The 12,363-nt window shown below is 59.1% G+C and carries 10 protein-coding genes; 4 read left to right on the forward strand and 6 right to left on the reverse strand.

Annotation, left to right across the window (positions count from 1 at the left end; translation table 11 throughout):
* The first annotated feature begins 141 nt into the window (after nucleotides 1–141).
* Entirely contained in the window at nucleotides 142–309 is a 168-nt protein-coding gene (gene rpmG / locus HF949_RS13390) for a 50S ribosomal protein L33 (RefSeq protein ID WP_007008183.1), read from the forward strand.
* A gap of 555 nt (nucleotides 310–864) precedes the next feature.
* On the opposite strand, the gene HF949_RS13395 is transcribed toward rpmG, so the two are convergent.
* Nucleotides 865–2,229, reverse strand: coding sequence for a PleD family two-component system response regulator (locus HF949_RS13395; protein WP_292896018.1), 1,365 nt, complete (start codon nucleotides 2,227–2,229; stop codon nucleotides 865–867).
* A 43-nt stretch (nucleotides 2,230–2,272) separates the two neighbouring features.
* Nucleotides 2,273–2,644: a response regulator gene (locus HF949_RS13400; protein ID WP_292896020.1), complete on the reverse strand. Its 372-nt coding sequence runs from the start codon at nucleotides 2,642–2,644 to the stop codon at nucleotides 2,273–2,275.
* A gap of 235 nt (nucleotides 2,645–2,879) precedes the next feature.
* Here HF949_RS13400 and HF949_RS13405 point away from each other — a divergent pair, with 235 nt between their 5' ends.
* Entirely contained in the window at nucleotides 2,880–3,164 is a 285-nt protein-coding gene (locus tag HF949_RS13405) for a DUF3572 domain-containing protein (RefSeq protein ID WP_292896022.1), read from the forward strand.
* Between the two features lie 21 nt (nucleotides 3,165–3,185).
* Entirely contained in the window at nucleotides 3,186–3,839 is a 654-nt protein-coding gene (locus tag HF949_RS13410) for a hypothetical protein (RefSeq protein WP_292896024.1), read from the forward strand.
* 96 nt (nucleotides 3,840–3,935) lie between these two features.
* Here the strand turns inward: HF949_RS13410 and HF949_RS13415 are convergent, their stop codons facing one another.
* Nucleotides 3,936–4,466 (reverse strand): GNAT family N-acetyltransferase, encoded by a 531-nt coding sequence (locus tag HF949_RS13415; protein ID WP_292900188.1) that lies wholly within the window; start codon nucleotides 4,464–4,466, stop codon nucleotides 3,936–3,938.
* A 119-nt stretch (nucleotides 4,467–4,585) separates the two neighbouring features.
* Here HF949_RS13415 and HF949_RS13420 point away from each other — a divergent pair, with 119 nt between their 5' ends.
* Nucleotides 4,586–5,914: a DNA polymerase IV gene (locus HF949_RS13420; RefSeq protein WP_292896026.1), complete on the forward strand. Its 1,329-nt coding sequence runs from the start codon at nucleotides 4,586–4,588 to the stop codon at nucleotides 5,912–5,914.
* Between the two features lie 61 nt (nucleotides 5,915–5,975).
* Here the strand turns inward: HF949_RS13420 and dnaE are convergent, their stop codons facing one another.
* From dnaE to HF949_RS13435, 3 genes are all read right to left on the reverse strand, one after another.
* A complete protein-coding gene (gene dnaE / locus HF949_RS13425; RefSeq protein WP_292896028.1) occupies nucleotides 5,976–9,500 on the reverse strand; it encodes a DNA polymerase III subunit alpha in 3,525 nt (1,174 codons plus the stop codon).
* 102 nt (nucleotides 9,501–9,602) lie between these two features.
* On the reverse strand, nucleotides 9,603–10,289 hold the full coding sequence (locus HF949_RS13430; protein WP_292896030.1) for an HAD hydrolase-like protein: 687 nt from the start codon (nucleotides 10,287–10,289) through the stop codon (nucleotides 9,603–9,605).
* Nucleotides 10,290–10,302: 13 nt separating this feature from the next.
* Nucleotides 10,303–12,315 (reverse strand): acetyl-CoA carboxylase biotin carboxylase subunit, encoded by a 2,013-nt coding sequence (locus HF949_RS13435; protein WP_292896032.1) that lies wholly within the window; start codon nucleotides 12,313–12,315, stop codon nucleotides 10,303–10,305.
* Between the last annotated feature and the right edge of the window lie 48 nt (nucleotides 12,316–12,363).

Below are 12,363 nucleotides of genomic sequence, written 5' to 3' on the forward strand. Positions count from 1 at the left end.
AGCACCGTTCCTGCCCGCCACTCGCACAACCCGGCTTGACTTTCCGCGCGTACCCTTTATGTGTCCGCCAGACTCTTTAAGCGCTGGTGGAGAGATTCTGCTTTTGCGCGACCGACAAACCACCAGAAACGGACGACAGATATGGCGAAGGCCACGACCATCAAGATCAAGCTCCAGTCGACGGCGGACACGGGCTTCTTCTACGTCACGAAGAAGAATAGCCGCACGATGACAGACAAGATGACCAAGCGGAAATACGACCCCATCGCCAAGAAGCATGTGGAGTTTAAGGAAACCAAGATCAAATAGATCCGGTTTCACCGTATTGCATTGAAACGCCACCTTCGGGTGGCGTTTTCTTTTTGAGAAATCAGCATCCCGCGAGACCCGAAGACTGCGCGTTGCAGAAAACCTTCCGAGAACCCCGGAAGCCGAAGATCATGATTTGAAGAAACTGGGGGCCGGTCGGCAAACTGGCAGCGGTACGAGGAGGCCACTATCAACCAGCGCCGGCCGGCCGACCCCACGGACCCAGGAGATGCGGCGGACCTGAGCATCATGGGGTATCCCGAGACGGCTGCCCGGCAACGCCGAGACGTAAACCCGCCCCTTTCGGCCGAGAGATTTGCGCAGGGCGGTCAGAAAATCAATACTTACTTAACCATTCCCGCCAACTCACTGGCGTTAGGGTTAAATATGGGGCGCATGTGGCGTTCCGTCAGCCCCCAAATTGGTGGAATGCATCATCACTCTTTCGTGCTGCAGCGTACCCGCAATGCGCAAGGGAATGACGCTCCCTCCAAAACCTGAAGGCAGGGCTATCAACTACCACCGGACCTGTGGTGGCTTTCTCTGTGGCGGGCTTCAGGCGGCAGAAGCCACCACGCGATTGCGACCTTTGCTCTTCGCATCATAGAGCGCAATGTCCGCGCGCTTTATCAGATCAGCCGGATCATCATTGCCATCTGCGCAACCGACAACCCCCACGCTCGTGGTAACGGCAATCGCATTTTTGCCTCCGTCGACCGTGAAGGGTTCGCTGGCAATGGCAACCCGCAGGCGCTCCGCCACCATCTCTGCCACGTCATGCTCGGTATCCGGCATCACCACAACGAACTCTTCGCCGCCGAACCGGCAAATCAGGTCAATACCGCGGATATTCTGGCGTAACCGGTCGGCGAACTCGCGCAACACATCATCACCACTGGGATGACCCCAGCGATCGTTGATTGCCTTGAACCGATCTATATCGGCCATCATCACCGACAAAGGCCGTCGCCGCGCGACGGCGCGCGCCAGGAGCTTCGGCAAGTGTGTTTCGAGATAACGGCGATTGTGAAGGCCCGTCAGTGGATCGGTGACGGCCATACGAAAACTCTGACTGACGCTCGAGCGCAAACGATCATTGTAGCGCTTGCGCCTCAGCTGTGTCCGCAGACGCGCCTGCAGTTCCTGCTCGTCAACCGGGCGGACAATATAGTCGTTCACTCCCAGTTCCAGCGCCCGCGCAATCATCGCCTCCTCTTCCCTTTCGACCACCAGCATCACCGGAAGAAGCCGGGTGCGATCCAGCGCCCGCAGCTGGGCACAAAGCCGCAGCGGATCATAGGTCGTGTAGTTGGAGGTCACCAGAACGCATTCATAACCGCCTTCGGCAGCACGAAACAATCCGGCCTGCGGATCGTCCTCCACATCCAGAGAGAAACGTCCCTGCAGCATGGCAGAAACCGCGGAAGAAGAGCGGATATCCTCATCGATCAACAGAATGGGAGGCACGCCGCGCCGGTCGTCCTCCATACCCGGTTCAAAACCCACATTGTCGATCGTCTCGGTGCGCAGCCGCAACTCGTCCGTGAGCATTTTCAGACGAACCAGGCTTTTTACTCGCGTCACCAGCTGGAGGTCGTCCACCGGCTTTGAAAGGAAGTCGTCAGCGCCGGCCTCCAGCCCTCGTACCCGATCCGATGTTTCGCCAAGTGTTGTCACCATCACGACCGGGATGTGCTGCGTGGCATCGTCCGATTTGAGCCTGCGGCAGACCTCAAAGCCATCCATTTCCGGCATCATGACGTCCAACAGGACGACATCCACCGTCCCACCGGAGCAGATTTTAAGCGCCTCTGCCCCGCTATGGGCGCAGACAACCTCGAAATACTCGGCCAGGAGCCGGCTTTCGAGCAGCTTCACATTGGACGGGACGTCGTCGACAACCAGAATGCGCGCGGTCATGGCCGGCTCCTCACGAATGTCTTCGGGAAGCCAACCGTAGGCATCAGGCATCCCCCAGATAGGATTTGATCGTTTCGATGAAATTCGGCACGGAAATCGGCTTCGAGATATAGGCTTCGCATCCGCCCTGCCGGATGCGCTCCTCATCGCCTTTCATTGCGAAGGCCGTCACTGCAATAACGGGGATCGCATGGAGGTCATCATCCTGCTTGAGCCATTTCGTGACCTCAAGCCCAGAAACCTCCGGCAACTGGATATCCATCAGAATAAGGTCCGGGCGGTGCTCGCGTGCAAGGTCGAGCGCATGCAGCCCGTCACGGGTCCGCACAGTGTCATAGCCGCTTGCCTCGATAAGATCGCGAAAGAGCTTCATGTTGAGCTCGTTGTCTTCGACGATCATGACTTTCTTCGGCATCTCACCCCGTCCCACTCAACCCCGCGTCGCCGCTTGTCACCAGCCCTCGCCGACACCACTTCAAACCGCGTCAAACCGCGAAATTTCCGGCCCCACCCTTGCACGATTTGATTTATGAATCGGTAATGGGCGCCTGCGAATCGTAGCTTTACAGCATAGCGCCCCAGGATCGGCGCGCAATTCGTCTGATCGACAGGCCACAATGGCTTTTCATGTCCAATGAAGAGGTTCTACCATGCAACGAGAGGACGCCGAGACCATCGCCGTTTCCGCCCTTGCTTTTATTGCGGCAGACGATCAGCTCCTCCCCCGGTTTCTCTCACTTACCGGTATCGAGGCAAACCAGATCCGCGTGGTGGCAGCCGAACCAGGTTTTTTGGCGGGGGTCTTGCAATTCGTCCTCGCGCACGAACCGACTCTGCTGCGTTTTTCCGAGGAAAGCGGCATCGCTCCGGAGATCGTTGCGCGAGCACCATCCTTCCTGCCGCATGGCAACACATTCTACGACATCCAGCCTTAATACCACTTTGGACAAAAACACATGACGATTGATCCTGAAACCGCCAGGCAGATTGACGAACTATCCCTAAGCAACGACCCTCTCCTTGTGCTGGACGTTGACGACGTGATCCTGGAGTTCATCAGACCGTTTCCGGAATACCTGCGCACCCGCGGCTTCGAACTGAAGCTAGAAAGTTTCGGCTTGAACGGAAACGTCGTCGACCTGTCCTCTGGTAAGCGCGCCAACGACGAAACGGTTGCACAGCTCGTCGATTCCTTCTTCGAGGTTCAGCACGACTGGCAGAAACTCGCCGAAGATGCGTCAGAAACCATCGCGCGCCTTTCCACTTCGAGCCAGGTTGTGCTCCTGACCGCCATGCCACACCGGTATAGGCAGACGCGGCGCACCTTGCTCGATCAACTTGAAATGCACTATCCGCTGCTGACGACTGAACGCGCCAAGGGTCCTGCGATCAAGCGCTTGCGTGGAGAGCATCCCCGCCCCGTCGCCTTCGTGGATGACATGTATTACAACCTCGTTTCCGTGCGCGACACGGTCGAGGATGCTCATCTTTTTCATCTCATGGCCGACAATTCCGTCCGCGCGCTCATGCCGCCAATCCCCGAGGGGATCACGGTGGTGGAGCACTGGAAGGAGGCCGGTGAAAAGATCGCCCGCTCGCTCGCGCTGTAGCCAAGAAGCTTTCTCACATGGTCATTCGCGGTCGGAAGCGCTTCGTGCGCCGCCGGAATCTGTTTCGGGCGCGACCTGATGGTACAGCCAGGACGGCTACGGAGATTGCAGTGTCAGCCGCATGAGAGGGCGGCCTGCCTTGCGCTCCACAACCGTCTTGAAACCTGCCTTTTCAAAGACCCGTGTCGCCCCGACGAACAGACCGATGGAGCGCGAATCCTTGGAGTGGGATATCGGACAGGCTTCCAGAATACGGGCTCCTTCAAGTCGGGCATGCTTGATCCCCGCAGCAACGAGCTGATGTGACAGCCCCTTTCGTCGCACAGACGGTCTCAGGAAAAAACAGGATATCGCCCAGACTTCGGGATCTCCGGCATCGCCATCCTCCACCGGTGCTGAAACCCGGCCCCTGTTGTTCCATTCCGGAACGTCACCGCGAGGGCCGATCTGCATCCAGCCATCGGCACGGCCGTTCTCAATCAGTAGCAGTCCGGGTGGCGGACCAGCTTCGATCCGCGCCTTGATGTGATCCTTGTTGCGCTCGCGATTGTTCTCGCGCCGCACCGCCGGCGGCAGCCGGAAATGCGTACACCAGCACCCGTAGCAGGCCCCCTGTTTGCCAAACAGTTCCTCAAATACCGGTCATCTCTCCGGTGACAGAGGCGCGACTTCATAGACCACCCGGCCCTCCTCCACGCCGCAACTTGTGCTGCGCCGGCGTTTCCAGTAATATGCATGTTCACTTTATGTTCACATGGTCCGCCATGCCTGTCAACGCCCTTCCGCACGGCCTTTGTCGTGATTGCCTGAGCCCGGCGCAGACTGCGTCCAGGCGTTGCCGGTCATGCGGCAGTCCGCGCATACTCGACCATGTGGAACTGGAAAATCTTTTCCTGGCCCATATCGATTGCGATGCCTTTTACGCTGCAGTCGAAAAGCGTGACAATCCGGCGCTGCGCGACAGGCCCGTTATCATCGGTGGCGGGAAACGGGGGGTCGTGTCGACAGCCTGCTACATTGCCAGGATCAACGGCGTACGCTCTGCGATGCCCATGTTCAAAGCTCTTGAAGCTTGCCCGGAAGCCATCGTCATCAAGCCCGACATGGAAAAATATGCGCGCGTCGGCCGCCAGGTACGCTCGATGATGGAAGCGCTCACCCCGATGGTCGAGCCCATTTCCATCGACGAAGCCTTTCTTGACCTTTCCGGTACCGAGAAACTGCACGGCGCTCCACCGGCACTGGTGCTCGCCCGCTTTGCTCGCCAGGTGGAAGAAGATGTCGGCATCACTGTTTCGGTCGGGCTTTCCTATTGCAAATTCCTGGCCAAGGTCGCCTCCGATCTGGACAAGCCGAGAGGCTTCTCGGTCATCGGCAAAGCAGAAGCTTTCTCCTTTCTCTCACAAAAGCCTGTAACCCTGATCTGGGGTGTGGGAAAGGCTTTTGCCGCAACGCTGGCGCGGGACGGACTGAACACCATTGGGCAATTGCAGACCATGGAGCGCGGCGACCTCATGCGCCGCTATGGAACCATGGGAGATCGTCTTTATCACCTGTCGCGCGGACTGGACGACCGTAGCGTAAAGCCACGCAGTGAGGCGAAAAGCGTTTCTTCGGAAACCACGTTCAATATCGACCTGTCGACTGCGGAGGATCTGGTTCCGGTGCTGCGTGCGCTTTCGGAGCGGGTTTCAGCGCGCCTCAAGAAAGCGGATATTGCAGGCCGTACGATTGTCCTAAAACTCAAAACCGCCGACTTCCGTATCCGTACGCGCAACCGACAACTGGGAGACCCGACCCGGTTGGCCGACCGGATTTTTCATACCGGGCTCGAACTGCTGAAGCGCGAAATCGACGGCACTCGCTTTCGCCTGCTCGGCATTGGGGTGAGTGATCTTACGGATGCAGCCAAGGCCGATCCGCCCGATCTTGTAGACCGCCTTTCCCACAAACGTGCCCTCGCAGAGGGTGCAATGGACAGTCTGCGCGAGAAATTCGGCAAACAGGCCGTTGAGACCGGCTACACTTTCCGACAGGGAAAGGCTGGCCGGCCGCAGCGTGATGAAGAGGATTGAAAGCCAGGCAGATTGCCGGCTTTTCCTTCTGCGCTCCGCCCGGCTCGGCGGCAATCAGACCTTAAACAAGTTCTACCTCGACGACACCCGGCACAGCCCGCATCGCAGCAGCAATCTGTGGCGATATGCGGTACCGGTTGGGCAGACCGACCTCGATTTCCCCCTGGCCGCCATCCTTGATCACCACCAGGCTCACCTGCGCGTCGCCACGCTGCGTGAGTTGCGAGGAGATCGCCGGAAGGGGCCTGGGATCACGAAGATAGATCCGCAACGCCTTCTGCATCCGGCAGGCTTCCTCTTCGAGAGACTGCACGGCCTGTATACGCAGATTGACACCTTCAGGTCTGTTCTCGGCCCCCACCATGATGACCACGGAAGAGCCCGCCTCCAACAGATCCCGGTACTGCGCCAAAGCTTCGGAAAACAGCACCGCCTCATATTGGCCGGTGGCATCGGAGAGCTGAATGATCCCCATTTTGTTACCGGTACGCGTGCGCCGTTCCTGCTTGGACGTAACGGTGCCGGCAAGCCGGCCGGCCGTCGCGCCGCGTTTTACCGCGGCCTGGAAATCGGCCCAGTTCTGCACCCGCATCTTCTCAAGGATTTCGGCATATTCATCGAGCGGATGTGCCGAGAGATAGCAGCCGACAACCTGGAATTCCCGGTGGAGCTTGTCGGCGGCCGACCATGGCTCGACCGCCGGCAGGTGAATTTTCTGCGGCTCACCGCCCCCTGACATGCCGAAAATATCGCCCTGCCCCATCGCCGCATCTTCGGCAGCGCGCGCCGCCATCCCCATCAAGCGGTCTATCCCACCAAAAAGGGCGGCCCGGTCATGCCCGAAACAGTCGAAGGCCCCAGCCTGAATAAGGCTTTCGAAGACCCGCTTGCCGACGATCTTGGGATCGATGCGGGCACAGAAATCCTCAAGGCTTTCGAACTGCTTTTCATTGCGTTTTTCAACGATGTGCTCGACCGCCGCATCGCCCACGCCCTTGATCGCGGCTAACGCGTAGTAAATCTTGTTCTCGCCCACTTCGAAGGGCCGATGCGACGTCAGCACCGAGGGAGAAACGACCTCAATCCCAAGCCGCATGGCATCGCGCCGGAAATCGTTGAGCTTGTCTGTGTTGGCCATGTCATAGGTCATGGACGCGGCCAGGAACTCGACCGGGTAATGCGCCTTCAGATAGGCCGTCTGATAGGAGACGATGGCGTAGGCGGCGGCGTGCGACTTGTTGAAGCCATAGTCGGCGAATTTGGCCAGAAGATCGAAGATGAAATCGGCCTGCGGTTTGGAAACGCCCCGCTCGGTAGCGCCCTTCACGAAGATGCCGCGCTGCTTTTCCATCTCGGCGCGGATCTTCTTGCCCATGGCTCGGCGCAGAAGGTCAGCCTGTCCGAGCGTGTAGCCGGCCAGCTCCTGCGCGATCTGCATCACCTGCTCCTGGTAGACGATAACGCCCTGCGTCTCCTTCACCAGATGGTCGATCTTGGGGTGGATCGAAGCGATTTCCTCTTCGCCATGCTTGCGCGCATTGTAGGTCGGGATGTTCTCCATCGGACCCGGACGATAGAGCGCCACAAGCGCGATAATGTCCTCGATCCGGTCAGGCTTCATACCGATCAGCGCCTTGCGCATGCCCGCCGATTCCACCTGGAACACACCGACCGTCTCACCGCGTGAGAGCATGGCGTAAGTGTCCGGGTCGTCCAGCGGAATGCGCGACAGATCGATCTCGATCCCGCGCCGGCGGATGAGCTTTACCGCTGTTTCCAGAACCGTCAGTGTCTTGAGCCCGAGAAAGTCGAACTTGACCAGTCCCGCCTGCTCGACCCACTTCATGTTGAACTGGGTGACCGGCATGTCGGAGCGCGGGTCGCGATACATCGGAACCAGTTCCGATAGCGGTCGATCACCGATCACGATGCCGGCAGCGTGCGTGGAGGCGTGGCGGTAGAGCCCTTCCAGCTTCTGCGCATAGTCGAGAAGCGTGCCGACAATCGGCTCCTTCTCCACTTCCTCGGCAAAACGCGGTTCGTCCTCGATGGCCTTTGGCAAGGGCGTCGGGTTGGCCGGATTGGACGGCACCATCTTGCACAGCCGGTCCACCTGCCCATAAGGCATCTGCAGCACGCGCCCCACATCACGCAGTACGGCGCGGGCCTGCAGCGTACCGAAGGTAATGATCTGGCCCACCTGATCACGGCCGTACTTCTCCTGCACGTAGCGGATCACCTCTTCACGACGATCCTGGCAGAAATCGATGTCGAAGTCGGGCATGGACACGCGGTCGGGATTGAGGAAGCGCTCAAACAGAAGCGAGAAGCGCAGGGGATCCACGTCCGTGATCGTAAGCGCATAGGCGACAAGCGAGCCCGCACCCGACCCACGCCCCGGCCCCACCGGAATATCCTGCGCCTTGGCCCATTTGATAAAGTCCGAAACGATCAGGAAGTATCCGGGGAACTTCATGCGTTCGATGATGCCAAGCTCATAGTCGAGCCGCTCGACGTAAGTCTCGCGCGTGTAGCCCTCCGCCAGCCCCTGCGTTTCGATTCGCCGCTCCAGCCCCTCATGGGCCTGCCGACGCAGCTCATCCGCTTCAGCCTGTAGGGCGGCTTCCGCATCGACGGCATCCGCGCCCGTAAAGCGCGGCAGGATCGGCGGATGCGTCTGCGTGAAATAGGAACAGCGCCGGGCGATCTCGATCGTGTTGTCGATGGCCTCGGGCAAATCGGAAAAGAGCCTGGCCATCTCCGCCTGGCTCTTGAGGTAATTGTCAGGCGTGAGTTGCCGGCGGTCATCCATGGCGATAACAGCCCCCTCCGCAATGGCAATCAGCGCATCATGGGCTTCATAATCGTCACGGGCAGGGAAAAACGCCTCATTGGTGGCAACCAGCGGCAATTCATGCCTGTAGGCAAGGTCGACAGTAGCCGCCTCCAGCGCCCGGTCGTAGCCCTCAAACCGCTCCAGTTCCACATAGAGCCGGTTGCCGAAACACTCTTTGAGGAAAAGCAGTCGCTGCTCGGCCACCTCCTGCCGGTCAGCCTTCAGCGCCGCTCCGATGGGTCCGCGCGGTCCTCCGGTCAGGCAGATAATCCCCTCAGCAAGTTCGGACAGCCATTCCGTGGTTATGTGGGTGGCTTCGCCGGGCTCGTTTTCCAGATAGGCCCGGCTCACCAGGCGCACGAGGTTGGAGTACCCCTCCCTGGTAGCCGCGATCAGGACCAGGGGCTCATACTGCGCGCCCCCGCCTTTACGACCATTGCCGCGGCGGGCCTCCGTCAGCGCATCCTCAAACGCGGTATCAAGCTGACAACCGACGATGGGCTGCAACCCTTCCTTTGAGGCCTTTTGTGAGAATTCGAGCGCACCGAAGAGATTGTTCGTGTCGGTAATTGCGATCGCCGGCGCTTCGTCTTTCAGCGCATGGCCGATGATCTTTCCAAGCGGCAGCGCTCCTTCAAGAAGCGAATAGGCCGAATGCACACGCAGATGTATGAATGGCCGTTCGGGCCTGTTTTTCACACGCTCTGCTGCCGCGAAAATCGGATCGCGCAAACGTCGGTCGCTCGCCATGAATCGATGCCGTCTCTTTCCTGAAGACTCAGATCGACATTGTTCCGTATTGAGCATCGAGCGTAAAGGCCGACGCTCGGCCGCCAACGACTTATTCAGGGGTCAGATCGCCGGTGCAGGTACCAGAACCCGATCGATCGCAGAGGTAAGCTGCGAAAGCCGCTCCACAACAGCCACTGCACCAGCCTCTTCGAGTTCAGCCCTGTCACCGAACCCCCACAATACGCCGATGGTCGGAACGCCGTTGGCATTGCCACCGGCGACATCATGAAGCCGGTCTCCGATCATGACGACGTTTGACGGATCGATGGGTTCGGTCGCCAGAATATGCCGGATCAGGTCCGCCTTGTTTGAGTTACTCCCATCGGGCGCGGAACCATGAATGGCATGAAAATATTCCGAGAGGCCGAAATGGGCGATGATGTCTTTGCTGTAACGCTCCAGCTTCGATGTCGCCACCGACAGAAAATACCCCGCCTCAACGCAATGGGCGAGCACATCCTTGATGCCGGGGATCAGTTCGTTTTCGAACTTACCGATCCGCTGATAGCGTTCACGATAGTGCCCGACCGCCTCCCATATGCGCGCGTTGTCATCCGTTTCCAGAAAGTCGGCGAATGTTACCTGCAAGGGCGGTCCGATGTGAGATCGGATCGCATCATCATCCGGAGCCCTGCATCCCATCTTCTCCATCGCATGGCGGATACAGTTCGATATTCCTGCGAACGGGTTGGTCAACGTGCCATCGAGATCGAACAGCACCGCTGCCCGCATGGTTCCTTCCGCCATTCAGAAAAAGCTCCTATTCGAATTCCATGATGACCGCGTCCACGGCGAGACTGTCACCCGGCGCAGCGTTGATCTTCGATACCGTGGCATCACGCTCCGCACGCAGCACGTTTTCCATCTTCATCGCTTCCACAACCGCCAGTGTCTCACCGGCTTTGACCTCCTGCCCCTCGCTCACCGCGATGGATACCACGAGCCCCGGCATCGGGCAGAGCAGCATCTTCGATGTATCCGGCGCTTCACGCACCGGCATCAACCGATCGAGTTCAGCAATTCTTGGCAACATGACGCGAGCGTCGGCAGAGACACCCTGCCACGCGAGCTTCACACCATTCAGAATAGGCCGCACCTGAACGGCAACGGCACGGCCATTGACCTCCCCTTCCCAGACCGGCTCTCCAGGTCGCCAACTGGAGCGCACCGTCAGTGGATCAGCACCGTCGATTTGAATGTCCATTTCCAGCGGGATCGAAATCATGCCTTCGACAACACTGACGGAAAGGTAATCGTCGTCCAGTCGCACCACCCAATCCCGCTTCAACTCGCCCGAGTGAGGCGCCAGCCGGTCAGCCAGTCGGTCCAGCCGGTCACGCCGCAGAAGTTCCACGGCGAGCGCCACTGCGGCGAGGACCACCCGCTCCCCTGCCATGGGACGAGGTGGCGAGAATCCCTCAGAGAACTCCTCGGCGATAAAGCCCGTCGACAGGCGTCCCTCACGCCAGCGTGGATGGCTCATCAGCGCGGCAAGAAAAGGAATGTTGTGTTCGATACCGTCGATGACAAAACGATCCAGCGCTTCACTCATCGCGTTGATCGCGTCCAGGCGTTCGGGTGCCCAGGTGCACAGCTTGGCGATCATCGGGTCGTAGAACATGGAGATTTCCGAGCCCTCGGTGACACCAGTGTCGTTACGCAGCACTGCGTCCCCAAAGCGCCCTTCCCGTGGTGGGCGATACCGTGTCAACCGGCCGATGGAAGGCAGAAAGTTGCGCACCGGATCCTCGGCATAGATACGGCTTTCAATGGCCCAGCCATTGAGCTTTACATCCGCCTGTCCAAAGGACAGCGCCTCTCCCGCCGCCACCCGCAGCATCTGCTCCACCAGATCGATGCCGGTGACAAGCTCTGTCACGGGATGTTCCACCTGAAGGCGTGTGTTCATTTCCAGAAAATAGAAATTCCGGTTCTTGTCGACGATGAACTCGACCGTGCCAGCACTCTGATAATCAACGGCTTTTGCGAGCGCCACCGATTGTGCACCCATGGCAGCGCGGGTCTCCGCATCGAGAAATGGGGACGGCGCTTCCTCCACCACTTTCTGATTGCGGCGCTGAATGGAGCATTCGCGCTCACCGAGGTAAAGGCAGTTGCCATGCGCGTCGGCCAACACCTGAATTTCAATGTGCCGCGGCTCTTCGACAAACTTTTCGATGAAAATGCGGTCATCGCCGAAAGACGATGCTGCCTCTGATTTCGAGCGTTCAAAACCTTCACGCGCTTCCGCATCGTTCCACGCGATCCGCATGCCCTTGCCGCCACCGCCCGCCGATGCCTTGATCATCACCGGATAACCGATTTCACCGGCGATCTTCACCGCATGTTCGGCGTCTTCGATCAGGCCCATGAAACCCGGAACCGTTGACACCCCGGCCTCTGCGGCAATCTTCTTGGACGTGATCTTGTCGCCCATGGCCTGAATGGCCTTCGGTTTGGGTCCGATGAAAACAATCCCCTCCGCCTCAAGCTTCTCGCAGAAGGCGGCATTTTCGGACAGAAACCCGTAACCCGGATGAACGGCTTCAGCGCCGGTTTGCTTGCATGCGGCAATGATCCGTTCACCCAACAGATAGCTCTGATTGGCGGCGGCCGGGCCGATATGCACCGCCTCGTCTGCCATCTCCACATGTACGGCGTCCGCATCGGCATCGGAATAGACTGCAACGGTCGCTATGCCCATGCGCTTTGCTGTCTTCATCACCCGGCAGGCGATTTCACCGCGGTTGGCAACGAGGATCTTCTTGAACATGAACGGTGTTTCCCCCCAGCGAACAGCTTTGTCACTGTTCTATGGCCT

The sequence above is a fragment of the Nitratireductor sp. genome (assembly GCF_017794765.1).
Taxonomy (GTDB): domain Bacteria; phylum Pseudomonadota; class Alphaproteobacteria; order Rhizobiales; family Rhizobiaceae; genus Nitratireductor.

Coding starts and splice junctions, on each gene's coding strand:
- rpmG (WP_007008183.1), top strand. CDS start 142: ATGGCGAAGGCCACGACCATCAAGATCAAGCTCCAGTCGACGGCGGAC.
- HF949_RS13395 (WP_292896018.1), bottom strand. CDS start 2,229: ATGACCGCGCGCATTCTGGTTGTCGACGACGTCCCGTCCAATGTGAAG.
- HF949_RS13400 (WP_292896020.1), bottom strand. CDS start 2,644: ATGCCGAAGAAAGTCATGATCGTCGAAGACAACGAGCTCAACATGAAG.
- HF949_RS13405 (WP_292896022.1), top strand. CDS start 2,880: ATGCAACGAGAGGACGCCGAGACCATCGCCGTTTCCGCCCTTGCTTTT.
- HF949_RS13410 (WP_292896024.1), top strand. CDS start 3,186: ATGACGATTGATCCTGAAACCGCCAGGCAGATTGACGAACTATCCCTA.
- HF949_RS13420 (WP_292896026.1), top strand. CDS start 4,586: ATGTTCACATGGTCCGCCATGCCTGTCAACGCCCTTCCGCACGGCCTT.
- dnaE (WP_292896028.1), bottom strand. CDS start 9,500: ATGGCGAGCGACCGACGTTTGCGCGATCCGATTTTCGCGGCAGCAGAG.
- HF949_RS13430 (WP_292896030.1), bottom strand. CDS start 10,289: ATGGCGGAAGGAACCATGCGGGCAGCGGTGCTGTTCGATCTCGATGGC.
- HF949_RS13435 (WP_292896032.1), bottom strand. CDS start 12,315: ATGTTCAAGAAGATCCTCGTTGCCAACCGCGGTGAAATCGCCTGCCGG.